Origin of the sequence: Micromonospora sp. NPDC049102, from assembly GCF_043197485.1 — a bacterium.
Taxonomy (GTDB): domain Bacteria; phylum Actinomycetota; class Actinomycetes; order Mycobacteriales; family Micromonosporaceae; genus Micromonospora.
Genome location: NZ_JBICTE010000009.1, coordinates 70,209 through 91,968, shown reverse-complemented (window position 1 = coordinate 91,968; position 21,760 = coordinate 70,209). Strand labels below are relative to the sequence as shown.

General features: G+C 74.3%; 23 protein-coding genes. 20 read left to right on the top strand and 3 right to left on the bottom strand.

Annotated features, from left to right (window positions below; genetic code table 11):
* Positions 1 to 8 precede the first annotated feature (8 nt).
* Positions 9 to 671 carry a hypothetical protein gene (locus ACGFH9_RS12325; RefSeq protein ID WP_393217770.1) on the top strand — a complete coding sequence of 221 codons (663 nt, stop codon included), beginning with the start codon at positions 9 to 11 and terminating at the stop codon, positions 669 to 671.
* A 162-nt stretch (positions 672 to 833) separates the two neighbouring features.
* Here ACGFH9_RS12325 and ACGFH9_RS12320 read toward each other — a convergent pair whose 3' ends face one another.
* Together ACGFH9_RS12320 and ACGFH9_RS12315 are read right to left on the bottom strand one after the other, a co-directional pair.
* On the bottom strand, positions 834 to 1,730 hold the full coding sequence (locus tag ACGFH9_RS12320) for an aldo/keto reductase (protein ID WP_393217768.1): 897 nt from the start codon (positions 1,728 to 1,730) through the stop codon (positions 834 to 836).
* A gap of 73 nt (positions 1,731 to 1,803) precedes the next feature.
* The gene (locus tag ACGFH9_RS12315) at positions 1,804 to 3,138 is read right to left on the bottom strand and encodes an MFS transporter (protein WP_393217766.1); all 1,335 of its coding nucleotides are present in this window, start codon (positions 3,136 to 3,138) and stop codon (positions 1,804 to 1,806) included.
* Positions 3,139 to 3,298: 160 nt separating this feature from the next.
* Between ACGFH9_RS12315 and ACGFH9_RS12310 the strand changes: the two genes are divergently transcribed.
* Both ACGFH9_RS12310 and ACGFH9_RS12305 read left to right on the top strand, forming a co-directional pair.
* Positions 3,299 to 4,288 (top strand): LacI family DNA-binding transcriptional regulator, encoded by a 990-nt coding sequence (locus ACGFH9_RS12310; RefSeq protein WP_393217764.1) that lies wholly within the window; start codon positions 3,299 to 3,301, stop codon positions 4,286 to 4,288.
* A gap of 76 nt (positions 4,289 to 4,364) precedes the next feature.
* Positions 4,365 to 5,066, top strand: a complete 702-nt coding sequence (locus ACGFH9_RS12305; protein WP_393217762.1) for an alpha/beta hydrolase — start codon at positions 4,365 to 4,367, stop codon at positions 5,064 to 5,066.
* A 291-nt stretch (positions 5,067 to 5,357) separates the two neighbouring features.
* Here the strand turns inward: ACGFH9_RS12305 and ACGFH9_RS12300 are convergent, their stop codons facing one another.
* Positions 5,358 to 5,987, bottom strand: a complete 630-nt coding sequence (locus ACGFH9_RS12300) for a TetR/AcrR family transcriptional regulator (protein WP_393217760.1) — start codon at positions 5,985 to 5,987, stop codon at positions 5,358 to 5,360.
* A gap of 67 nt (positions 5,988 to 6,054) precedes the next feature.
* On the opposite strand from ACGFH9_RS12300, the gene ACGFH9_RS12295 reads away from it, so the two are divergent.
* From ACGFH9_RS12295 to ACGFH9_RS12215, 17 genes are all read left to right on the top strand, one after another.
* A complete protein-coding gene (locus ACGFH9_RS12295) occupies positions 6,055 to 7,218 on the top strand; it encodes an FAD-dependent oxidoreductase (protein ID WP_393217759.1) in 1,164 nt (387 codons plus the stop codon).
* A 158-nt stretch (positions 7,219 to 7,376) separates the two neighbouring features.
* Entirely contained in the window at positions 7,377 to 8,183 is an 807-nt protein-coding gene (locus ACGFH9_RS12290; protein ID WP_393217758.1) for an LppM family (lipo)protein, read from the top strand.
* Between the two features lie 147 nt (positions 8,184 to 8,330).
* The gene (locus ACGFH9_RS12285) at positions 8,331 to 8,666 is read left to right on the top strand and encodes a hypothetical protein (protein ID WP_355239132.1); all 336 of its coding nucleotides are present in this window, start codon (positions 8,331 to 8,333) and stop codon (positions 8,664 to 8,666) included.
* A gap of 12 nt (positions 8,667 to 8,678) precedes the next feature.
* On the top strand, positions 8,679 to 9,287 hold the full coding sequence (locus ACGFH9_RS12280; RefSeq protein ID WP_393217756.1) for a glycine zipper family protein: 609 nt from the start codon (positions 8,679 to 8,681) through the stop codon (positions 9,285 to 9,287).
* The gene (locus tag ACGFH9_RS12275) at positions 9,284 to 9,982 is read left to right on the top strand and encodes a carboxypeptidase-like regulatory domain-containing protein (protein ID WP_393217755.1); all 699 of its coding nucleotides are present in this window, start codon (positions 9,284 to 9,286) and stop codon (positions 9,980 to 9,982) included. The genes ACGFH9_RS12280 and ACGFH9_RS12275 overlap by 4 nt, the downstream gene beginning before the upstream one ends.
* Before the next feature lie 23 nt (positions 9,983 to 10,005).
* A complete protein-coding gene (locus ACGFH9_RS12270; RefSeq protein ID WP_393217753.1) occupies positions 10,006 to 11,235 on the top strand; it encodes a phage tail sheath family protein in 1,230 nt (409 codons plus the stop codon).
* 1 nt (position 11,236) lies between these two features.
* On the top strand, positions 11,237 to 11,719 hold the full coding sequence (locus ACGFH9_RS12265; protein WP_393217751.1) for a phage tail protein: 483 nt from the start codon (positions 11,237 to 11,239) through the stop codon (positions 11,717 to 11,719).
* Entirely contained in the window at positions 11,694 to 13,070 is a 1,377-nt protein-coding gene (locus ACGFH9_RS12260) for a hypothetical protein (protein WP_393217749.1), read from the top strand. The genes ACGFH9_RS12265 and ACGFH9_RS12260 overlap by 26 nt, the downstream gene beginning before the upstream one ends.
* The gene (locus ACGFH9_RS12255) at positions 13,070 to 13,954 is read left to right on the top strand and encodes a hypothetical protein (protein ID WP_393217747.1); all 885 of its coding nucleotides are present in this window, start codon (positions 13,070 to 13,072) and stop codon (positions 13,952 to 13,954) included. Before ACGFH9_RS12260 ends, ACGFH9_RS12255 begins: the two co-directional genes overlap by 1 nt.
* Complete coding sequence (locus tag ACGFH9_RS12250) at positions 13,951 to 15,558, top strand: phage baseplate assembly protein V (RefSeq protein ID WP_393217745.1); 1,608 nt, start codon at positions 13,951 to 13,953, stop codon at positions 15,556 to 15,558. Before ACGFH9_RS12255 ends, ACGFH9_RS12250 begins: the two co-directional genes overlap by 4 nt.
* Positions 15,558 to 15,896 carry a hypothetical protein gene (locus tag ACGFH9_RS12245; RefSeq protein ID WP_393217744.1) on the top strand — a complete coding sequence of 113 codons (339 nt, stop codon included), beginning with the start codon at positions 15,558 to 15,560 and terminating at the stop codon, positions 15,894 to 15,896. Before ACGFH9_RS12250 ends, ACGFH9_RS12245 begins: the two co-directional genes overlap by 1 nt.
* Positions 15,893 to 16,324: a GPW/gp25 family protein gene (locus ACGFH9_RS12240; protein ID WP_393217742.1), complete on the top strand. Its 432-nt coding sequence runs from the start codon at positions 15,893 to 15,895 to the stop codon at positions 16,322 to 16,324. Before ACGFH9_RS12245 ends, ACGFH9_RS12240 begins: the two co-directional genes overlap by 4 nt.
* Positions 16,321 to 18,969, top strand: coding sequence for a putative baseplate assembly protein (locus tag ACGFH9_RS12235; protein ID WP_393217740.1), 2,649 nt, complete (start codon positions 16,321 to 16,323; stop codon positions 18,967 to 18,969). Before ACGFH9_RS12240 ends, ACGFH9_RS12235 begins: the two co-directional genes overlap by 4 nt.
* Positions 18,950 to 19,495 carry a phage tail protein gene (locus ACGFH9_RS12230; RefSeq protein ID WP_393217739.1) on the top strand — a complete coding sequence of 182 codons (546 nt, stop codon included), beginning with the start codon at positions 18,950 to 18,952 and terminating at the stop codon, positions 19,493 to 19,495. The genes ACGFH9_RS12235 and ACGFH9_RS12230 overlap by 20 nt, the downstream gene beginning before the upstream one ends.
* A gap of 9 nt (positions 19,496 to 19,504) precedes the next feature.
* Positions 19,505 to 20,434, top strand: a complete 930-nt coding sequence (locus ACGFH9_RS12225) for a hypothetical protein (RefSeq protein WP_393217737.1) — start codon at positions 19,505 to 19,507, stop codon at positions 20,432 to 20,434.
* The gene (locus ACGFH9_RS12220; protein ID WP_393217735.1) at positions 20,431 to 20,889 is read left to right on the top strand and encodes a hypothetical protein; all 459 of its coding nucleotides are present in this window, start codon (positions 20,431 to 20,433) and stop codon (positions 20,887 to 20,889) included. Before ACGFH9_RS12225 ends, ACGFH9_RS12220 begins: the two co-directional genes overlap by 4 nt.
* Before the next feature lie 63 nt (positions 20,890 to 20,952).
* Positions 20,953 to 21,747, top strand: coding sequence for a hypothetical protein (locus ACGFH9_RS12215; protein ID WP_393217733.1), 795 nt, complete (start codon positions 20,953 to 20,955; stop codon positions 21,745 to 21,747).
* Positions 21,748 to 21,760: the final 13 nt, after the last annotated feature.

Here is a 21,760-nt window from a genome sequence, read left to right as displayed (position 1 = left end):
TGCCGGGCGTGTCGGACGACGTGCGGGAGGCGGCGGCGCACAACAACGCGCAATGGTGCGATGCCGTGTGCGCCAGTCACGGGCTGGTCGGCCGGATCGACGCCGAGGCGTGGTCGGTGCCCCACCGCTCCACGCCCTGGTATCCGGACGCGGTCACCCTGCGTCCCGGCGTCGACCCCGACGCGCTGCTGGCGCGGATCGACGCCGGGACGGGCGCGTCGGTGAAGGACAGTTTCGCCGAACTCGACCTGGCGGCGTACGGGTTCCGGGTGCTCTTCGAGGCGCAGTGGATCCACCGCGCACCGGGCGATCCGCCGGCCGGCGCGCCGCTCGACGCGGTCACCACGGCGCAGGGGCTCGCGGCCTGGGCGAGCGCGCACGGCGGCGGGGAGCTGTTCCGCCCCGCGCTGCTGGCCGACCCGCGAATCCGGGTGCTGGCCCGCCACGACGGGCGGGGCGCGGTGGTGGGTGGGGCGGTGGTCAGCGGCGACGACCCGTCGGGCGTCTCCAACCTGTTCAGCAGCACGGACGACCCGGACGAGATCTGGCGTGCAGTCGTCGTCACCCGACCCGACGTGCCCCTGGTCGGCTACGAGTCCGCACCCGACCTGCCCCCGGCCCGCCGAGCCGGCTTCGCCCCCGCGGGCCCCCTACGCGTCTGGCTCCGGTGATCATGAAGTTATGAACGCGACACGCCGGCATCCATGGCAATAACTTCATGATCACCGGCAGCGGCAGCGGCAGCGGCAGGGGCAGGGGGGGCGGGCAGGGGGGGCGGGTAGGGGGCGGGCGGGTAGGGGGCGGGCGGGTAGGGGGGCGGGGCGGGGCGGGGGTCAGGGTAGGCGGGTCAGATCCTGCGGGGTTAGGCGTAGGGACGCGGCGGCGATGTTGTCCCGCAGGTGGGCGGGGTCGCCGGTGCCGGGGATGGCGAGGACGTGCGGGCCCTGGTGCAGGGTCCAGGCCAGACGTACCTGCGACGGGGTGACGCCGTGCTCGCGGGCGACCGCCTCGACGGCCGGGCCCGGCGCGGCGGTCACGCCCGCCTCCCGGGACGTTCCGGCCAGCGCGAAGAACGGCACGTAGGCGATCCCCCGCAAGCCGCAGCCCCGGACGAAGGCGTCCTGCTCCCGGTACGCGTCCACCCCGTAGTTGTTCTGCACGCAGACCACCGGCGCGATGGCGGCCACCTCATCCAGCTGCTCGGGCCGGACGTTGGACAGCCCGAGATGCCGGATCAGGCCGGCGTCGCGCAGCTCTGCCAGGGCACCGAACCGCTCGGCCAGCGGCCACGTGCCCGGCCCCCGGCCGAGCCGCAGGTTCACCACGTCGAGCTGGTCGCGGCCGAGACGACGCAGGTTCTCCTCGACCTGCGCGCGCAACTGCGCGGGGGTGACCGCCTCGATGAACCCGTCCACCGGGTCGTAGCCGAAGCCGACCTTGGTGGCGATCACCAGATCCTCGGGGTACGGGGCAAGGGCCGCCCGGATCAGCTCGGTGGCGTACCGGGCGGGTCCGGTGCCCACCCGCAGGGTCCCGCCGGGTGAGACGTAGAACGCGGCCGTGTCGATGTGGTTGACACCCAGCTCCACCGCGCGGCGCAGCAGCGCTATCGCACGCTCGCGGTCCGGGTTCGCGGTGATCCGCATCGAGCCGAAGCCCATCCGGCGCACCGTGCGGTCGCCCAGGGTCCAGGTGCCCGCCGCGGCGGCGGTGATCTCGTCGGTTGGCATCGGGCGACCGTAGCCACGGCGGGCGCGCGGCGCACTCGGCCGCGCACCTGATACCGCGATGCGACGATGCGGGTTAGTTTGGTTGTGCTGCCGACGCCTGCCCGGCGGCGACCTCAGCCGGCGTCTGCGCAGCCGGTGTCTGCTGGTCCGGAGCCTGCCCAGCCGGCGCCTGCCCGGCGGCGACCGGCGGGCGCAGCGTCGGCACCAGCGCCAGCGTCGGCAGGAGCAGCAGCGGCACCACCAGCAGCGCCCGCAGGATGCCGACGTGGTCGCCGAGCAGCCCCAGCAGCGGCGGGCCACCCAAGAAGGCCGTGTAGCCGATCACCGCGACCACGCTGACCCGTACCGCCGCGTGCGCCTCCTCGTCGGCCGCCGCGCTCATGCCGACCGGGAAGCCCAGCGACGCGCCGATCCCCCACAGCGCCACGCCGACGATGGCCACCGGCCCCGAGCCGGCCAGCACGGCCAGCGCCGCGCCGGCGGCGGCGAGCAGGACGGTGCCGCAGAGCACCGGCACCCGGCCCCAGCGGTCCAGGGCGACCGTGCCGGCGGTACGACCGAGGGTCATGCCGACGACGAACACGCCGAACACCGCCGCACCGGCCGCCTCGCTGAGGTCGCGGCCGTCCACGAACGCGACCGCCAGCCAGTCGTTGGCGCTGCCCTCGGTGAACGCCGCCACCAGCACGAACAGCCCGATCAGCAGGGTGCGCGGCTCGCGCCACGCGGCGAGCTGGGCCCGACGGCGGCCGGCCGGACTGGTGTCGGTCGAGGTGTCGGTGGCGTCGACGACAGGTTGCGGCAGGAACGCCCGGGACGCGAACGCGGTGCCGGCCAGCACCACCACCGCGATGACTGCGACGTGCGCGCCGACCGGCACGTCCAGCCGGGCCGCGCCCGCGCCGAAGCCCGCGCCGGCCACCGACCCGAGACTCCAGGCAGCGTGGAAGCGAGGCATGACGGTACGCCCCAACCGGCGCTCCACCGCTGCGCCCTCGACGTTCATCGCCACGTCGCAGGCTCCGGAGCCGTAGCCGAAGGCGACCATCCCCAGCGCGACGACGACGGCCGACCCGGCGACCGTCGCGCCCAGCCCGGCCACGATCAGGCCGATCGCGACGAGCACGGTGGCGAGGGTCACGGTGCGGGCCGAGCCGAGGCGCTGGGCGAGCAGGCCGGACGTGGGCATGGCGAGCAGCGCGCCGACGCTCAGCGCCAGCAGCAGCAGCCCGAGGCGGCCGGCGGACAGGTCCAGCGCCTCCCGGACGGCCGGCACCCGGGAGAACCAGCTGCCGACGGCCAGGCCGTTCAGGGTGAAGGTCAGGGCGACGCCGTTGCGGGCGAGCCGGACGGCCCGCGCCGGGACGGTGGCGTCCCGGGCGACGGCGGGACTGGTGGGGGCACTCACGGGGTGGTCCTCTTCCTTGGGGTGATCTTCTCGCACGATCGCACACCTGAGAGCGCTACCACCACAAGCGGGCCACCACCCCTTACCGGGAGCCCGCAGGTCGGGGGATGATTCCTGGCAGGCGTACGCCCGCACCGGGCGGGCGCCGGGGGAGGGCACGATGACGGCAGCGGCGCACCGGCCGGCCACGCTGGAGGACGTCGCCCGGGCCGCCGGCGTGTCCCGGTCCACCGCCTCGCGGGTGATCGCCGGCACGGGGTTCGCCTCGCCGGCCGCCCGGGCGCGGGTGGCGACGGCCGCCGACCAGCTCGGCTACGTGCCCAACCCGGCCGCCCGGGCACTGGTACGCGGCGGTGGCGTGCGGCTGGTGGTGGCCGCCCTGGGCACCAGCGCCGCGGTGCTGGACGACCCGTACGTCCACAAGGTGGTCGGCTCGGCCGCCCGGGTGTGCGCGCCGGCCGGCGTCGGAGTGGCGCTGCACTGGCTGTCGCTGGGCGAACCGCACGGGCTCGACCAGCTCGCCGCCGATCGCAGCGTGTGCGGCGTCGTGCTTGTCAACACCACCGAGGACCTGCTGGAGGCGGTGCCCCGGGCACTGTACGGCCGGATCGCCTCGATCGGCATCGGCTCGGCCACGGTGCCGTCGTTCGACGTCGACAACACCGCCGGCACCGACGCGGTGCTGCGCCACCTGTACGCCACGGGCCGCCGCCGCATCGCCATGGTGACCGGTCCGCGCTGGCTGCCGTGCGCGCAGCGGCCGGTCCGGGCGTACCGCGACCTGATGCGCCAGGCCGGCCTGCCCGAGCGGGTCGTGCAGGGAGACTTCACGGCGGAGCGGGGCCGGGAGGCGGCCGGCGAGGCGCTGCGCCGCTGGCCGGACGTCGACGCGATCTACGCGATCAGCGACGAGACGGCCCTCGGCGTGATCGTGGCGCTGCGCGAGGACGGTGTGCGCGTGCCCGGGGATGTCGCGGTGGCCGGCTTCGACGACATCCCGCTGGCCGGCATGACCGCGCCGGCGCTGACCACCGCGAGCCACCCCGTGGGCCGGATCGCCGCCGCGGCGGCCGCCGCCGTGCTGGCCGGTCGTCCGGGAGCGCCGGTGACGCTCTTCCCGTCCGCGCTGGTGGCCCGCGACAGCGCCTGAGCGTCCCGCCGGTTAACGGGCGGCCGGCCGGGTAACCGCCTCGCACCTCTCGTCGACCGCGAGGAGCTGGTGGCCCGTGTCCGACCCCGCGCCGCCGAGCCGAGCGCCCGCGCAGGGCTCCCGGGACGGCCGGTTGACCACTCGCCCGCACCCGCCGGTGGTGACCGGGCCCACCGGTGTCGTGCCGCTGCCCGGCGGCGACGGCGGTAGGCCGGCGATGGCGTACGTGCCGGAGCCGGCGGCCGACCGCGCCCCCTACCGGCTGGTGGTGCTGCTGCACGGGGCGGGGGGTTCCGCCCGGCACGGACTGGACCTGCTGCTGCCGGTCGCGGACGCGTACCGCCTGCTGCTGATCGCCCCTCAGTCGTCGGCGACCAGTTGGGACCTGATCGCCGGTGACTTCGGGGTGGACGTCGGGCACATCGACGCGTTGCTGGCCAGCGCGTTCGACGGCTACCCGGTCGCCGGTGTGACGCTTGGCGGTTTCTCCGACGGCGCCTCGTACGCGCTCTCGCTGGGCCTGGCCAACGGCGACCTGGTCGACGCGGTGCTGGCCTTCTCCCCCGGCTTCGCCGCGCCGCCAGTCGTCCGCGGGCGACCACGGATCTTCGTCTCGCACGGGGTGGACGACCGAGTCCTGCCGATCGACGTGTGCAGCCGCCGCTTCGTGCCACACCTGCGCGGTATCGGCTACGACGTCACCTACGAGGAGTTCGCCGGCGGCCACGACCTGCCCGCCCGGGTCCGCGAGACCGCCACCGACTGGCTGACCGGCTGACCGGATCGCCGGGCCGGGTCAGACGGCGGGGAGTCCGAGGGCCTCGTCCACGCGCGCCAGGACGGCGGCGTCGTCGGGGTGCACGCCCCGCAGCAGGTCGATGGCCGTTGCCCGGACCTGACCGATGATCATGGCGAGGGGAAGGGGCTGGGTCGAGCCGAAGAGCTGCCCGGCGGTACGGACGGCGGCCAGCGCGGCGTCGTCCGCCCGCAGGGCGTGCTGGTCGGCGACGTCCTCCTGCCCGTCCAGGTCGGCGGCGAGCGCCCCGTCCGGCGCGCAGTCCGGGCCCGCTCAACGTCCGGTCAGGGCGCGCAGCAGCGTACGGACGGCGTCGGCGAGGTCGGCGCGGCTGGCCGCGCTGCCGGAGGGCGGGGCGGTGAGCGCGCCCGCGCCGACCAGACGGTCGAAGAGCAGCCCGTCGACGTACGCGACGAACTGGTCACCCTGGCGGTCGGGGTCGGTGGCGCCGGCCCGGCTCAGCAGGTCGCGTGCCTGCGCGCGAATGCCCGTGCCGTGTTGCAGGATGCCGCGCAGCTCGGGGCGGTGCACCGCCTCCAGGAGGCAGGCGTAGCGGGCCAGCGTGCGGCTGCGTCCCACGCTCATCCACCGGTCGAGCACCTCGGCGACCCCGGCGGCGAGCTGGTCGAGGTCGCCGCTGTCCAGCCGGGGACCCGGCACCGGGGCGGGCGGCTCGGTCGGCAGGTCGTTCGCGGCCAGGTCGAGGCGGTCCCGCTCGACGAGGCGTTGCACGACCGCCTCGATCAGCGCCTGCCGGGTGCGCAGATACGCCGAGGTGGTGCCGGGTGGCAGCTCGGCGCGCGCGTCGACGGCCCGATGGGTGAGCGCCCGCATGCCGCCGTCGGCGATCAGTTCGATGGCCGCGTCGGTCAGCAGCGCGATCCGGTGGGCGCGGGCGTTCAACGGGGTTCCTCCTCTGCGCGGTGCGCCGGTAGTATCCCTCTTCTACAGGTGTAGAAGGGCGGACGACATGGATGAGCCACACGCGGTGGTGGTCGGCGGCGGCATCGGGGGGCTGAGCGCGGCGCTCGCCCTGCACCGGCGTGGTTGGCGGGTCACCGTGCTGGAACGCGCCCCCGAACTGCGCGAGGTGGGCGCCGGGCTGAGCCTGATGGCCAACGCGCTACGCGCCCTGGACGCCCTCGGCCTGAGCTCGGCCCTGCGGTCCAACGCGCACGCCGAGGCTCCCGGCGGGGTCCGCGACCGGCGGGGCCGGTGGCTGTCCCGCATGGACGCGGCAGAGATGGTCCGACAGCTCGGCACCAGCGCGCTCGGCGTCCACCGGGCCACGCTGCACCGCATCCTGCGCGAGGCGCTGCCCGCGTCGTCGCTGCACACCGGTGCCGAGGTCGAGCACGTCGACTCCGACTCCGACCACGCGACGGTGCGCTACCGCGGGCCCGACGGCCCGCGAACCCTGCACGCCGACCTGGTGGTCGGCGCCGACGGCCTGCGCAGCCGGCTGCGCGCCCAGCTCTGGCCGGAGATCCCCGTCCCGGTGTACGCGGGCACGACGGCCTGGCGGGCCGCCATCGCGTTCCCGGAGCCGATCCCGACGGCGATCACCTGGGGCCCGGCCGCCGAGTTCGGCATGGTGCCGATCGGCGACGGCTGGCTCTACTGGTACGCGGCCCGCAACGCCCCGCCCGGCGGCCACACCCCGGACGAGCTGGCGGCGGTTCGGGAGCACTTCGGCACGTGGCACGACCCCATCCCCGCGCTGCTGGCGGCCACCCCACCCGGAGTGGTCCTGCGCAACGACATCCACCACCTGGCCACGGGGCTGCCGTCGTACGTGCGGGGACGGGTGGCCCTGCTCGGCGACGCGGCCCACGCGATGACGCCGAACCTCGGGCAGGGCACCGGCCAGGCCATCGAGGACGCGGTGGTGCTCGGCGCGGCCTGCGCCGGGGGTGCGCAGGGGCTGCCCGCCGCCCTGGCGGTGTACGACGAGCAGCGTCGCCCCCGCACCCAGGCCATCGCCCGTGCGTCCCTGCGCGCCGGGCGGTACGGCCAGCAACTGCGCAACCCTGTCGCCCTCGCGGCCCGCACCGCCGCGCTGCGCCTCGTCCCGGCCAGCGTCACGCTGCGGAGCATGACCTGGTGCGTCGACTGGCGGCCGCCGCAGGGCTGAGTCACCGCTCAATCCGGCCGACGGCGCAAAGCTTCAGTCTATTCTTCGGGACCGCTCTCGGCCTCGGCCACATACGACAGCCCGCCGGTACAATCGGCGACTACCTAGTGACCGATCGCTGACTGCTGATGGTGAAAGCGATCACACACACTGAGCGCATGAACAGGAGAGTCAACCGCGGTAGGGCACTCCGCGTCGCGGTGTGTCTCCTGCTGCTCGCCGCATTGAGCGGCTGCATGCAACTCAACATGGGGCTCACCGTCAACGCCGACGACACGGTCGACGGGCAGTTGCTGCTGACGACCCAGAAGTCCGTACTGAGCTCCCAGAACAAGAACATCCCGGCCGCGTTCGCCGAGCTGCGGCAGAACATTCCGGCGCTGCCTCCCGGCGAGGAGACAGGCTACGAGGACAGCAAACTCTTCGGCACCCAGATCAATTACCGCAGGGCACCGCTGGCGGGCTTCGACAGCGCGAGCGTCAAATTGGTCCGGGACGGCGACTTCTACCGTTTCACGTTACCGCTGGACCCGAAGAAATATGGCGGGAAAGCTGCCCAGCAGAATCCTCAACAGCAGCAGGCATTCCTCAAGCTGATGTCGTTCGAGATCTCGGTGACCTTTCCCGGACGGGTGATCGACACCAATGGCACCGTCAACGGTCGATCGGTCACCTGGAAGGTCGACTCCAACCAGGACAAGCCGACGGAGCTGCGCGCCGTCGCCGAGGCACCGCCCCGCCCCTCGGCCTCGCCGACGGCCGCCGACACCGACTCGGGTGGTTTCCCGTGGCTGCTGGTCGTCGGGGGCGTACTCCTGTTGCTCGTCCTCACCGCTGTGGTCGTACTCCTGCTGCGTCGGCGTCGCTCGGCGGCGCCGGCGGCACCCGGTGCGGCCGCGACCGACCCGACCGTTCCCGGCCCGACCCCGCCGGGGCCGCCCGCCGGCGCGCCCGGGCCCGGCTGATCCATCCGGTGGCCGGCCCCGCCGGCCACGTCCCGGCTCCGGCCGCCCCGCGACGACGGCGACCGGCGTCGGTGCTCCTCAAGGGGAGCACCGGCCTCACCACCACCACATCCCCGGTCGCACCATCGCAGAAAAGGGGGGATCGCCGTGAACGATCTCTTCACCTGGGCAGCCCTGGGCAGCCTCGCCGGCGCGAGCGCCGCCACCCTGCTGGCCACCAACGTCATCGGCGGCCTGATCGGCCCGAGCGGCGACAAGCTCCGCAAGTGGATCGCCATCGCGATCGCGCTGCTGCTGTCCTACGTGTCGGCGGCGTTCGCCGACGACGCCGGCGGCGAAAAGTGGATCATCGCGTTCTTCAACGCGCTGGTGATCTTCTCGGCCGCGCTCGGCGTCAACCAGTTCCCACCCGGCAACCGGCAGGCGACGCCCACGCAGGTCGCCAGCGGCCGTGAGCCCCGCGTCTTCCGCTCCTGGGTCTGAGGGGGTGACGTCATGATCTTCGGCATTCTCAGCGCGGTGATCCAGATGGCTGCCGGCGCCGTCCTCGGCCTCCTGGCCGGCGGCCCGATCGGCCTGCTCATCGGCGCCGTCGTGGGCCTGCTGGTCGGGGCGGTGTTCGGCTGGGCGGTCACCTCCGCAGGGGTGTACGCCCCGGACGCCCGCGGCATCTTCCTCTTCGTCGTCGACCACACGTGGAGCCTGCTCAACACCGTGGTCGGGGCCATCTACCTGGTCGCGCACCTCGTCTTCGGACACTCACTCGACCGGCCCGCGTCGTCCGCCAGTGGCCGGGTCAGCCTGATCGAGGGCGTGTCCCCGCGCTACGCCACCACCATCGGCACCGTCTGCGCCGGCTCCAGCCCGAGCATCCAACGCCACGAGGACGTGCACATCTTCCAGGCGCGCCTGCTCGGGCCGCTCTACATCCCGCTGGTGCTGGCGAACTACGTGCTGTTCACCATCGCGCCGATCTGGCTGCTCTACCACGACCACACCAACGCGCCGATCAACCGGTTCACCCGCTACTTCGAGATCGGCGTCTACCCGCACGTGTGGAACGAGGCCATCGCGTACCGCATCCAGGGGACGCCGCCGCGATGACCGCCGACGGGCGCGGACCGATCGAGGCGGCCACCGCCGCGCTTGTCGATTGGCTGAGAAGCGCGGCGGGGGAACCCGTCCCGATCGGCCCGCCCCGCGCCGGTGGCGACGCCGACGGGCTGACCCTGTGGCCCCTCGAACTGCGCCCGGCCCGGCAGACCCGGTCCAGCGGCGCGGTCCGCGAGCCGTACCGGTTCACGGTCCGCTACCTGCTCTGCGTGGCCGGGCCGGCCGCGTTCACCGCCCTGGACCGGGTGCTCACCGCCGCGACCCGCGACGGCACCTGTGACGTGGTGCTGGAAGCCGGCGCGGCGGAGCTGTGGAGCGCGTTGGGCGCCGCGCCCCGCCCGGCGCTGCTGCTCGACGTACCGGCTCAGGTGGACCACCCGACGCCGGCCGCGCCCCCGGTCCTGCAACCGCTGCGGCTGCGTCAGGTCGCGGTGCGCGCGCTCGCCGGCCGGGTCGTCGGTCCGCAGGACCAGCCCCTCGCCGCCATGCGCGTCGAGGTGCCCGGCACCGCGTCCGCGACCCGCACCGGGCCCGACGGCCGGTTCCTGATCGCCGGGGTTCCGCACGACCCCGAACACCCCCATCCGGTACGGCTGCGGCTGAGCGGGCGCGGGCTCGTGCTCACCGCCGACGTCGACGCGGACGACGACGACATCGTCATCGTCTGCGCGCCACCGCCCCACTGACGCCCACCCGCACAGGAGGACCGATGCCCAGCTACTTCTCCCCCGGCATCTACGTCGAGGAGGTCCCCAGCGGCGCACGACCGATCGGACCGGTGAGCACCAGCATCGCCGCGTTCGTCGGCGTCGCCCCGAACCGCGGTGCCCACCTGGGCAAGGCCGTGCCGGTCAACAACTGGTCCGAGTTCCTGCGGCTGTTCGCCGAGGGGGACGAGGTGGAGAGCACCCCGCTCGCACGGGCCGTCTTCGGTTTCCTGGACAACGGCGGCGCCCGCTGCTGGGTGGTCAACGTCGGCGAGGGCGGCGCGATCACCGGCACCGGCAAGCAACGCGGCGGGCTGCAACTGCTGGAGGCCATCGACGAGATCTCCATCATCGCCGCTCCGGGCTTTGCCGACCCGGTGTCCCACGAGGCGCTGATCAGCATGGCCGAGGGCACCCGCACCATGGTCGCGATCTGCGACCCCGCCCCCGACATCGACGACATCTCCGCGTTGACCCGCGTCGCCACTCCGTCCTCCGGCAAGCCGCCGAAACCCGCCGAGGGTGCGGGGCCCGCCGCCGGACCGGGCGGCGGGGAGGGACCGCCGGCGTACCGGCCCCGGCAGACCGAGTACGCGGCGTTCTACTACCCGTACCTGCAGGTCCGCGACCCGATCTCCGGCGAGCTGGAACTGACACCGCCGAGCGGGCACCTGGCCGGCATCTGGGCCCGCACCGACGCGCTGCGCGGCGTGCACAAGGCACCGGCCAACGAACCCGTACGCGGGGCCGTCGACCTCGGCTACCGGGTCACCCGACCCGAGCACGACGTGCTCAACCCCAAGGGCGTCAACGTGATCCGCTACTTCGCCGGCGAGGGCATCCGCGTCTGGGGCGCCCGTACGCTCGCCGCCGAGGCCAGCGAATGGCGCTACCTCAACGTACGACGGCTCAGCATCGCCATCGAACAGGCCATCGCCAACGGCACCCGCTGGATGGTGTTCGAGCCGAACGACTTCACCCTCTGGCGCTCGATCCGGCGCGACATCGGGGCGTTCCTGACCCGGGTGTGGCGCGACGGCGCGCTGCTCGGGCGCAGCCCAGAGGAGGCGTTCTTCGTCAAGTGCGACGAGGAGACCAACCCGCCGGACGTCCGCGACGCCGGCATGGTGATCGCCCACATCGGCATCGCCGTCGTCAAGCCCGCCGAATTCGTGGTGTTCAAGCTCAGCCAGTGGGCCGGCGGCACCGAGACCGAGACGATCGGAGGCTGACATGGCCACCCCCACCACCCCGCAGCCCGGCGCGCCGGTCGACCCGTACCGGGCGTACAACTTCCGGTTGCTCATCAACGGCGTCACCAACGGCCACTTCACCGAGATGAGCGGCCTGGAGGTGAACATCCCCGGGCAGCCGTACCGGGAGCACGGCCCGGGACCGACCCGGATGGTTCCCGGCCAGGCCGAGTACGAGCCGGTGACGCTGCACTTCGGCCTCACCGCGTCCCGTGAGCTGTGGGACTGGGTGAGCGCCACCGCCAAGGGCACCCTCAACCGCCGCAACGTGTCGGTGGTGCTGCTCGACTCGGTGGGCACCGCCGAGGTGCTGCGCTGGAACCTGATCGACGCGTGGCCCACCCGGTGGCGCGGCGCACACCTCAACACGGTCGGCCACGAGATCGCCATCGCCTCGCTGACGCTGCGCTACGAGGGACTCGAACTGGAGGCCGGCGGTGCCGCCGCGCCGACGCCCGCGTAGCTGGCTGGCCGGTCGCCTGCGCTCGGCGGCCGGCGCGGTGCAGCGCCTCGCCGGACGCGTCGACCCCACCGGCCTCCCCCCGGCACCCCCGGCACCCCCGGCGGACGTGCCGCGTCGCTTCGGGGAGCCACCGCGGCACTGGCTGGACCTGGTCGCCGCGCACGCCCCCGGCCTGCTCCGCGAGCTGGACGTGGACCTCGACACCGCGGCGCCGACGCGCGACCAGGCCCCACCGGCACCGGCTCCCCTGCGGCGGGACCGCTCCGGCGACCCGGTCGCAGGAACGTCCCGGCCGATCACCGACCGGACCGACGGGCGGGCTGCCGCCACGCACGGCCGGTCCGACGACCCACCCGGGACGGGCGACCCGCGCACGCCCGGCCAACCGCCCGGTCGTGCTCGTGGTCGTGCCCTGCACGCTCCCGGAGCCAGTGGCACCGGAAACCCGGGAAGCAGGTCCGACCGGTGGCCCCCGCTCATCCGGCCGGCGACCCCGGACAGCGCGGGTTCGCCGAGCAGAGTGGCCCGCTCCGGCGGCGCGGGGCCGACTACCGAAGCTTCCCGCTCCGGTGGTGCCGGATCGGCGAGCAGAGCCGACGGCTCCGGCGGCGCGGCGTCGACGAGCGGCGCGGCCCACGTCGGCAGCGCTGGTTCGGCGAGCGGCGCGGACGGCGGCGGCGGCGCGGACGGCGGCGGGCGTGCCGGCTCGACGAGCGGGCCGTTCGGGGCTGGCAGCGTGACGCGGGCCTTCGGAGCGCTCGGCGTCGAGGGGACGATGTCCGCTTCCGTCGCCCCGGGTCGAGACGAACGGACCGCCGCACACCGACGCCCCGCGCCCGGTCCGCGCGAGATCCTGCACGATTTCGGCGCTCTTCCTGATGGGTCCATGACGTCGGCACGGCCGCACGGACGCGGCGTCGAGGCGTACTGGCCCGGTCTGCCGGACGAACCGGGTCGGCCGGGCGGGCTCCCCGAGCAACCCGCCGGCGGGCGCTCCCCGCAGCACGGCAGCCTGCTTCCCGAGCGCCCCGCCAGCCGGCACCGGGTTGGTCGAGACCGGGAGCCCGCGAGGAGCGGACCGCAGCAGGCCCCTCGACACCCGTACGACGGCACGCAGCGCGGCGATGAGGTGCGGCGGCGGGAACCTCGCTCGGGGAACCGGACGTACCCCATCGAGGTCGAGAACGGCGAGCGGTGGCCGGTGAGCGCGGCGTTCCCGTCGGCCGCCGTCGCCCCGGGGGCGGACCCGTGGCCCGCTCTGCCGGATGACCGACCGCTGTGGACGGTGCCCGGCCCGGCACGGGACACGGCGCACGAGCGTCGGCTGGACCGCGAACAGGCGGGTGGCTGATGGAACGCGTGGCCTTCCTCATCGACTCCACCGGGGAACGGGTGGACTGCCTGCTCAACCCGGAGACCGTGCAGGTGACCCGGCTCGCCGGCGTACGCCATCGGGGTGCGGACGGCGCGCAGCTCACCGGCGCCGGACTGGCCGACGACCCGCTGGTCTTCACCGGCGGGGGCCGTACGGAGCTGGTGCTGGATCTGCTCTTCGACGTCGACTTCGTCCAGGCGCAGGTCCGTCCGACCGACGTACGGGTGCTCACCCGGCCGCTGTGGATGCTGGCGGAGAACTCCACCGCCGAACACGGCTGGCTACGTCCACCGCTGATCCGGCTGGTCTGGGGCAAGACCTGGAACGTGCCGGGCGTGATCGTCGCGGTGGCCGAGCGGTTCGACGCGTTCACCGGTACGGGTTCGCCACGGCGCTCCTGGCTGCGACTGAAGTTGGTGCGGGCCGCCGAGACGGCCGACCAGGCGCAGGCCGGGTTCACCGAGGAGCTGGCCGCGGCGAACACGCCGGCCGCCGCACCGGGCAGCGCCGTGGTCGCCGCCGGCGACGGCGCCGCCGAGCCGGGCCAGTCCGGTGTGCGCTTCGACCTGTTGGCCAACGACGCGCTCGGGTCTCCGCTGCGGTGGCGGCTGCTGGCCGAGCACAACAGGATCACCGACCCTCTGGCGGTGCCGGCCGGTACGACCCTCGCGGTTCCCGCCGCCGGCTCGGGCGTCCAGGCGCCGGAGTCGACGCTCGGCGCGATGGCGCGGGCGGTGGCCGGCGCGGCGTCGTCCATGGGTGCCTCGCTCGTCACCGCGGCGGCGAGCTGGACGGCGTCGACGGGCACGACGCCCGCCACGCCGAGCAGCACCAGCCCGGGCGCGGGGGGCACGCTGTGACCAGCGTCGCGCCCCGTGCGCTGACCGTCCTGCTGGACGGCGTCGAGCTGGACGCCGCGGCCCGCCGGCGAATCCGCTCGCTGCGGGTGGCCGCCCGGCTCGACCAGCCCACCCAGGCCGAACTGGTGCTCGCCACCGCCGCCGGCACCGCCGCCCTCGACCCCGCCGTGCGGCCCGGCACGACCCTCGACGTGCGGCTCGCCGACCATCCCGACGCGCTGTTCGTCGGCGAGGTGACCTGTGTGGAGGTCCAGTACGCCGCCGACGGCGCGGCCGTGCTGCGGCTGCGGGCGTACGACGCGTTGCACCGGCTGCGCAAACGGCAGGACCTGCGGGTGTTCACGTCGGTGACGGCGGCGGGCTTGGCCGGGGAGCTGTGCGGCGAGGTGGGGCTGACCGTGACGGCCGAGGACGACGGACCACGGCTGGAACGGCTGGTGCAGCACCGGCACAGCGATCTGGAGCTGCTGTGCGAGGTCGCCGGGCGGGCCGGACTGCACCTGGCCGCCGACGGCGACGGCGTACGACTGGTCACCCTCGCCGGCTACGGCGAGCCGGTCACACTGACCCTCGGCGCGGATGTGCACACGCTGTCGCTGTCCACGAACGCGGACCAGGCCAGCGGCCCGAGCGCCGCTCTGGGGTGGCATCCACAGCGGGCCGAGCCGATCAGCCAGCGGGCCGACGAGGCGCGCTGCGGTCGACCGGCCGGTGACCGTCCGGACCCGGCCGACGTGGGTGCCGACGGGGTACGCACCGCCGTCGACCAGCCGGGACGCAGCGACGACGAGTTGGCCGCGCTGGCCCAGGCGCGACTCGACCTGCGTGCTGCCGCGCTGGCCACCGCCGAGGGGGTGGCCGAGGGTGATCCGGCGCTACGACCGGGCCGGCGGATCGACCTGACGGGTGTGCCCGACCCCCTCGCCGGGGCGTACGTGCTGACCGAGGTGGTGCACACGGTGGACGGCGACGGGCACCTGACCCGGTTCTCGACCGTGCCACCGGAGGCCGGGCCACCGGCCGCTGTGCCCACGGCGGCCGGCGGCGCGGTGGTGACCCTCGGCACCGTGACCGACGTGGCCGACCCGGACGGGCTGGGCCGGGTACGGCTGACCCTGCCCGCGTACGGGGACCTGGACACCGGATGGCTCGGCGTGCTGTGTCCCGGCGCGGGGCGCGGCAAGGGACTGGTGGCGCTCCCCGATCCGGACGACACCGTGCTGGTGGTCCTGCCCGGCGGCGAGCCGGCCTCGGGCATCGTGCTGGGTTCGCTGTTCGGGGCCGTCGAGCCGTACGACGCGGGCATCGACGACGGTCGGGCGAGGCGCTGGACGCTCCGCACGGCCGGCGGCCAGTCGATAGTCGTGGACGACGTCCAGCGCAGCCTGCGGCTCGGCACCGAGGGCGGCAGCTGGCTGGAACTCACGCCCGACCTGGCCACCCTGCACGCGGCGACCGACCTGGTCATCTCCGCGCCGGGTCGGGCCATGGTGGTCCGCGCCCGCAGCGTGGACTTCCTGCACGCCGAGTCGACCGAGGATCCGACCACCGCGGCGCAGCAGGCCCGTTCGCTCGCCCAGGCCCACCACGAAGGAGGCGGCTGATGCGGTGGATCCACCGCGACTCGGTGATCACCTGTCACCACGACGGCCGGGTCGAGAACCAGCCCTCGCAGCGGTGGGTGACCGTCGCTGCCGTACCGGTGCTGGTCGACGACGACCCGGAGGGACGCAAGATCGTCGCCTGCCCGAACTACGGCCCGACCATCAAACCGTGCGGCAGGACGCTGTCCGTCCGCGTGGGCTACAGCGACTGGCTGCGCGTCGACGGACACCGGGTGGTGCTCTCGCACCTGGAGGGGTTCACCGACGGCACGCCACCGGGCGCGGTCCACCACACCGTCCGCGATCCCCGGCAGCGCTTCCTGGGGGCGGACCGGTGAGGGCGTTCCGGTTCGTCGGCGCCGGTTTCGACGCCGGCCGTAGCGGCGGGTTGGCGCTCACCGCCACCGGCGGCCTGGCCATGACCGAGGGCGACGAGAGCGTACGACAGGCGCTGTTCCTGTTGTTGTCGACCACGCCGGGCGAGCGGCTGATGCGACCCGGGTACGGCTCCCGGCTGCACCGGCTGATCTTCGCACCCAACGACGACACCACGGCCGGGCTGGCGATCCACTACGTCCGACAGGCCATCGCCCGCTGGGAGCCTCGCGTCGAGGTCATCGACACCGACGCGGGGCCGGACCCGGACGAGGAGTGGCGGCTGGTGATCCGCCTGGACTACCGGGTGCGGGCCAGCCTGACGCCCGGCCAGTTGGTGTTCTCCGTGGACCTGCTCCCCGCCGAGGACGAACCGGGAGAATCGTCATGACGCTGCCCGTGCCGCATCTGGACGACCGGGGATTCCTCGACCTCGTCACCGAGGCCCGCGAGCGAATCCGCCAGTCCTGCCCCGCCTGGACCGACCTGTCGGCGCACGACCCGGGCATGGCGCTGGTGGAGGCGTTCGCGCACCTGACCGAGGTGATGATCTACCGGCTGAACCAGTTGCCGGAGAAGGCGTACGTGCAGTTCCTGAACCTGCTCGGCGTGGCGCGGCACGCGCCCACCGCGGCCTGGGCGGACGTCGTGTTCACGCGGGCCGGCACCGACCGCGCCGCGGTGCGGATACCGGCCGGCCTGCGGGTCGCGGCGGCACGCGGCGCGGACCCACGGCCCGTCGTGTTCGTCACGACCGAGCCGGCGATGCTGCCGGCCGGGGAGTCGTCGGTGACCGTCCGTCTGCACCACTGCGAGCCCGTCGACGCCGAACTGCTGGGTGTCGGCACCGGGCAGCCGGGCCAGGTGCTACGCGCGGCCCGCGCCCCCCTCGCGCACACCGGCGAGTCGCTGGACCTGCTGCTCGGGGTGGAGGTGCCGGCCGGCTCGGTGGAGTTGGGGGCGGCGGCCCGCGAGCACGAGGGCCGCACGTTCGAGATCTGGCAGCGGGTGGACAGCTTCGCGGGGCTCGGCCCGCAGGCCAGGGCGTACCTGGTCGACCGCTGCTCGGGAACCGTCACCTTCGCGCCGGCGCTGGACCTGCGACCGTCCGCCGGCCAGAGCGCCGGGCCGACCCCGGTGGCGGCCGTGCCGCCGGCCGGGCGGCAGGTCCGCCTCTGGTACCGGGCCGGCGGCGGTCCGGCCGGCAACGTCGCCGCCGGCACGCTGACCAACCTGCGCGATCCACTACCGGGGGTACGCGTCGACAACCCCACGCCCGCGGCGGGCGGCCGGGAGATGGAGGCGTTGGAGTCGGTGCTCCTACGCGGCCCGTACGAGTTCTTCGCCCAGCAGCGCGCGGTCACCGCCCGCGACTTCGAGGTCCTCGCCACCAGCACCGGCGCGGTGGTGCGGGCCCGCGCGTTCACCCGCTCGGCCGTCTACAGCTTCGCCCGCCCCGGTGAGGTCGAGGTGGTGCTGGTGCCGTACGTGCCGCCGGAGGCCCGCCCGGGCGGCCGCCTGCCGGTGGCGGTGCTGCGCGAGCACGAGGTGCCCGAGGCCCGGCACCGCGTCGAGACGGACCTGGAGCAGCGCCGGATGGTCGGCATCCGCTCGCGGGCCAGTTGGGCCCGGTTCAAGGCGGTCTCGGTGCGGGCGCGCGTGGTGGTGCGCCGGGAGGAGGACGTGGACGCGGTCCGGCGGCGCATCCACGACCGGCTGCACCAGACGCTCAGCCCGCTGCCCACCGCGCTGAACCCGACCGGGTGGCCGTTCGGTGAGCCGTTGCGGGCGTCCAACGTGTACCGGCTGTTGGAGCACGCCGAGCCGGGCGTCCGGTACGTCGAGTCGGTACGGTTCGTGGTCGACGAGGCGCCCGACGCAAACGTCCGCGCCCTCGCGGTCGACGCGTACCAACCGCGCACCTGGTACGCCGGGCGTGGCCCGGTGCTGTTCCGTTCCAGCAACGCGGGCTCGGGCTGGGAGCCGGCCGGCCGGTTCGACGACGACGAGACGGTCCTGCGGGTGGCGCCCGCTCCCGCCCCGGTCCGGCCGGGTATCGTCGCCCGTCCCGGCTCGGTGGCCGTGGTGACGGTGCTCGCCTCGGGCGGGTCCCGGGTGCGCCTGAGCACCGACCTCGGCGAGACGTGGTCGCTGCTGACCGACCTGGACTCGCGCATCTCCGACGTGGCGTGGCTGGACCGCGACGGCGCGGGGGCGCTGCTGGTGGCGACCGACACGGGGCTGTACGAGGTGTCACTGCTGCCCGGCGCGGTGCCGTTGCAGATCCTCGTCGACCCGTCCGACGCCGACCGGGGCTTCTACGCCGTCCGCGCCTTCGTCTCCGAGCGCGGCGCGCCGGGCGTGGCCGTCGCGGCGCAGGCGAGCTTCGGGGTGTACCTGTCGACGGCCGGCGGACGGCCCGGCAGCTTCGCGCACGTCGGGCTCTCCAACGTGGACAACCGCGTCCTCGCGGTGCAGTACGACGGCCCGGCCACGCTGCTGTGGAGCGGCGCGGGCGAGCCGGACCCGAAGAAGCCCGGCCAGGGCTGTCACCGCACCCGGCTGTTCGAGTCCGACGTCAAGTGGCAGTCGGTGCAGGCCGGTTGGCTCGGCGGCACGTGCCGTGATCTCGCGTTCGCCGGGCAGCAGGTGGTGGCCGCCACGCAGAGCGGTGGTGTGCTGCGGCTGGACACCCTGGCCGCCCAGCCACAGTGGCAACCGGTGTCGGTCAACTGCGGGCTGCCGCTGCGCGACCGGACCCGGTTCGTGCCGGTGGACGCGGTCGCGGTGAGCGGCCCGACGACAGCCGGCGCTGGTGGTCCCGCAGCGGCGGCCGGCGCGGGTGGCGCGGCGGCGGACCGGCTGGTGCTGGCCGGTGGTGAGCGCGGCGTGTACCGCAGCACCGACGCGGTCACCTGGACCGCCAGCGCCAACCAGGCCACCGCCGACGTGGTGACCGTCCCGGACACGTGGCTGCTCTGCTCCGGCGAGCACGACATCGAGGTGGTGCGCCAGGATGCGACGCTCGGCGATTGAGCGGCTGCTGCCCGCCGCGTACCAGCGGGCGTGCGTGCCGGGCAGCGTGCTCTGGGCGCTGCTGGACGTGATGGAGGGGCTGCACGCTCCGGACGAGGCGATCCTCGCCGAGGTGGACGCCCTGTTCGACCCGTACCGGGCGCCCGACGACATGGTCGTACGCCTGACCCGCTGGGTGGCGATGGACCACGTGGTGGCGTCGCACCGACCGGACGCGCCGCTGCCCCTGCCGGTCGGGCGGCTGCGTGACCTGGTGGCCCACGGCGCGCTGCTGGCCCGCTGGCGCGGCACCCCGTACGGCATGCGCCGGGCCCTCGAGGTGGCCACCGGGGTGAGCGGCTTCGCCATCGACGAGCCCGACGAGAGGCCCTTTCACATCGTGGTGCGGGTGCCGGCGGTCGCCGCCGACCACCTCGCCGTGATCACCCGCATCGTCGAGGCGGAGAAGCCCGCGGCGGTCACCGCCGAGGTCGTCCTCGCCGCCCCGCCGCCACCGGATCAGCCGACCGCGGCGCCGTCCGCTTAAGGAGCCGTCATGACCACCGAATGGGCCGTCGTCGCCGCCGCGTCGCAGTTCACCCTGGACGCCGCCAACCACGGCGAACTGACCTTCACCGTCTCCAACCCGGGCCTCGCGCCGGACACCGTCGTCTTCGACGTGGCGCCCGGCGAGGGCAGTCAGCGGGCCTGGTTCACCGTCACCGAGCCGCAGCGGACGGTGCCCGGGCAGGGTTCGGTCTCGTTCCTGGTCCGCCTCGCCGTGCCGGCCGGCACCGCGCCCCGCCGCTACGACATGACCGGGTTCGCGTACTCGGCCAACACCGCGCCGGAGGAGAGTTCCCGCTCCAGCGGCCGGGTGACGTACGAGGTCAAGGCGGTCGCCGCGCCGAAGCGGACGCCGTGGCCGTGGATCGCGGCGGCGGCGCTGGTGCTCGTGGTCGCCGGCGTGGTCGGCTACCTGCTGACCCGCCCCGACGGCACACCGACCCCCGGCGCGCCACGGGTCGTGACGGTGGAGGCGGAGAGCCTGGTCGACGGTGCCCGGGTGGATTCCCCGGCGAAGACCGCCGCCGGCATCGACGCGCAGCCGAACTGCTGCGACATCACCTGGTCGAAAGACGCGCAACTGTTCTTCACCGGCCTGGCGCCCGGCGACCGGGTGAGTGTCACGGTCGAGCTGCCCGCCGAGGCGCTCTGGCGCTTCTCGACCACACGCACGACGAGTTTCGACTACGCCAACACCATCTGGCAGGTCGACGGTGTGCAGCTCGGCAGCACCTTCTTCGGCTTCACCCCGACGGTCGTCCTCCAGGGCTTCACCGACGTGGGCACCGTCCGGCTCGGGCCCGGCCGGCACACGCTCACGCTGGTCGTCGTCGGCAAGACGCAGGGCTCCGACAGGTACTTCGCCGGCGTGGACCAGATCCGCTTCACCGAGGTGACCGGGGCGGTCGCGCAGCGATGAGCGGTCGGCAGAAGGTCGTCCTGGTGACGCTGGCGGTGCTGCTGGTGGCGTTCTTCGCGCTCGCCGTCGGCCTGGGCGGCGGTGACCAGGGCCGCGCGAGCGATCGGCCCGGCATCGTGGAGCGGTTGGGGCGCCTGTCCGGCGCGAGCACCACGGTCGACCCGGCGAGCGTACGGGCCGACTGTGACCGTACCGGCGACGTGCTCACCTTCGTCGGTGGCTGCGCGGTGGATGTCGCCGATCCGGGCGAACTCCGGACGCTGGTGCTGCGCAGCGGTCGCCCGTTCGTGGTGACCGCGCCGGCACCCGGCGACGCCGATCTCACCGTGCGCGCGGAGGTGGAGCCGGACGACGGCGGCGAGGCGGTCGCCCGGATCGCCGTCGACAGCGCGACCACCGTGCTGCTGGGCTGCCCGGGAGGTGTCGGATGCACGGTCACCGTCGCCGCGGACTGACGGGTTCACCGGCCGCCCCGGCTGACGTGCCGGTCGCGCGCCACGACCGCGAGGAGCCTCGCCATGGGTGACCTGCGCAAGCCCTTCCTGGTGCTGGCGTTCGTGGCGATCACGCTGGTGCTCCTCGTCGAGGTCGGCTCGTCGCTGCTCACCGGGGGCGGCGACGCCACCGGGGCGCTGCTGGTCGGCGCGGCGGACCTCGGCGTGGAGGTGGACGCCGGCGGGGTCAGCGAACCGTCCGGGCGGGGCACCAGCTACCTGGCGCTGATCGACGCGGTGGCGGTGTGGACCACCGGCCTGTTCTGCCTGAGCCTGGTGGTGCCCGAACGGGTGCAGGGCCGAATCCAGGGCGTCGCCACCCTGATCTTCTCGATCCTGCTCATCCTGGGCTCGCTGGTCCTGCTGATCATCGCGTTCGTGGAGCTGATGATCATGGTGTCGTTGTTCCTGGCCGTGCCGTTCGGCACGCTGGCGTACCTCGCCCTGTGGGGTTTCTTTCCGGTCGGCGACGCGGCGGTGCTGCTCGGGCTGGCGCTGCTGCTCAAGCTCGTGTGGGCGGGGCTGCTGGTGCTGGCCCAGCCCCGGTTCCTGCAGAACAAGGGCCTCGTCCTGATGATCATCACCACTCTGCTGTGCACCGTCGTGCTGGAGTTCCTGCACAATCTGGTGCCGGTGATCCTGGTGAGCATCGTCGACGACGTGGCGGCGCTGGTCTTCGCGATCATCGCGATCGTCTGGGGCCTGGTGCTGCTGATCGGCTCGATCCCGGCGATAGTCAAGGCCATCCGGGTCACCGCCGCCGCCCTACCCGCCGCCCCACCCGCCGCCCCACCCGCCGCCCCACCCGGTCGATCATGAAGTTATCGTCACC

Coding starts and splice junctions, on each gene's coding strand:
- ACGFH9_RS12320 (WP_393217768.1), bottom strand. CDS start 1,730: ATGCCAACCGACGAGATCACCGCCGCCGCGGCGGGCACCTGGACCCTG.
- ACGFH9_RS12310 (WP_393217764.1), top strand. CDS start 3,299: ATGACGGCAGCGGCGCACCGGCCGGCCACGCTGGAGGACGTCGCCCGG.
- ACGFH9_RS12295 (WP_393217759.1), top strand. CDS start 6,055: ATGGATGAGCCACACGCGGTGGTGGTCGGCGGCGGCATCGGGGGGCTG.
- ACGFH9_RS12290 (WP_393217758.1), top strand. CDS start 7,377: ATGAACAGGAGAGTCAACCGCGGTAGGGCACTCCGCGTCGCGGTGTGT.
- ACGFH9_RS12280 (WP_393217756.1), top strand. CDS start 8,679: ATGATCTTCGGCATTCTCAGCGCGGTGATCCAGATGGCTGCCGGCGCC.
- ACGFH9_RS12275 (WP_393217755.1), top strand. CDS start 9,284: ATGACCGCCGACGGGCGCGGACCGATCGAGGCGGCCACCGCCGCGCTT.
- ACGFH9_RS12270 (WP_393217753.1), top strand. CDS start 10,006: ATGCCCAGCTACTTCTCCCCCGGCATCTACGTCGAGGAGGTCCCCAGC.
- ACGFH9_RS12265 (WP_393217751.1), top strand. CDS start 11,237: ATGGCCACCCCCACCACCCCGCAGCCCGGCGCGCCGGTCGACCCGTAC.
- ACGFH9_RS12255 (WP_393217747.1), top strand. CDS start 13,070: ATGGAACGCGTGGCCTTCCTCATCGACTCCACCGGGGAACGGGTGGAC.
- ACGFH9_RS12245 (WP_393217744.1), top strand. CDS start 15,558: ATGCGGTGGATCCACCGCGACTCGGTGATCACCTGTCACCACGACGGC.
- ACGFH9_RS12235 (WP_393217740.1), top strand. CDS start 16,321: ATGACGCTGCCCGTGCCGCATCTGGACGACCGGGGATTCCTCGACCTC.
- ACGFH9_RS12230 (WP_393217739.1), top strand. CDS start 18,950: ATGCGACGCTCGGCGATTGAGCGGCTGCTGCCCGCCGCGTACCAGCGG.
- ACGFH9_RS12225 (WP_393217737.1), top strand. CDS start 19,505: ATGACCACCGAATGGGCCGTCGTCGCCGCCGCGTCGCAGTTCACCCTG.
- ACGFH9_RS12220 (WP_393217735.1), top strand. CDS start 20,431: ATGAGCGGTCGGCAGAAGGTCGTCCTGGTGACGCTGGCGGTGCTGCTG.
- ACGFH9_RS12215 (WP_393217733.1), top strand. CDS start 20,953: ATGGGTGACCTGCGCAAGCCCTTCCTGGTGCTGGCGTTCGTGGCGATC.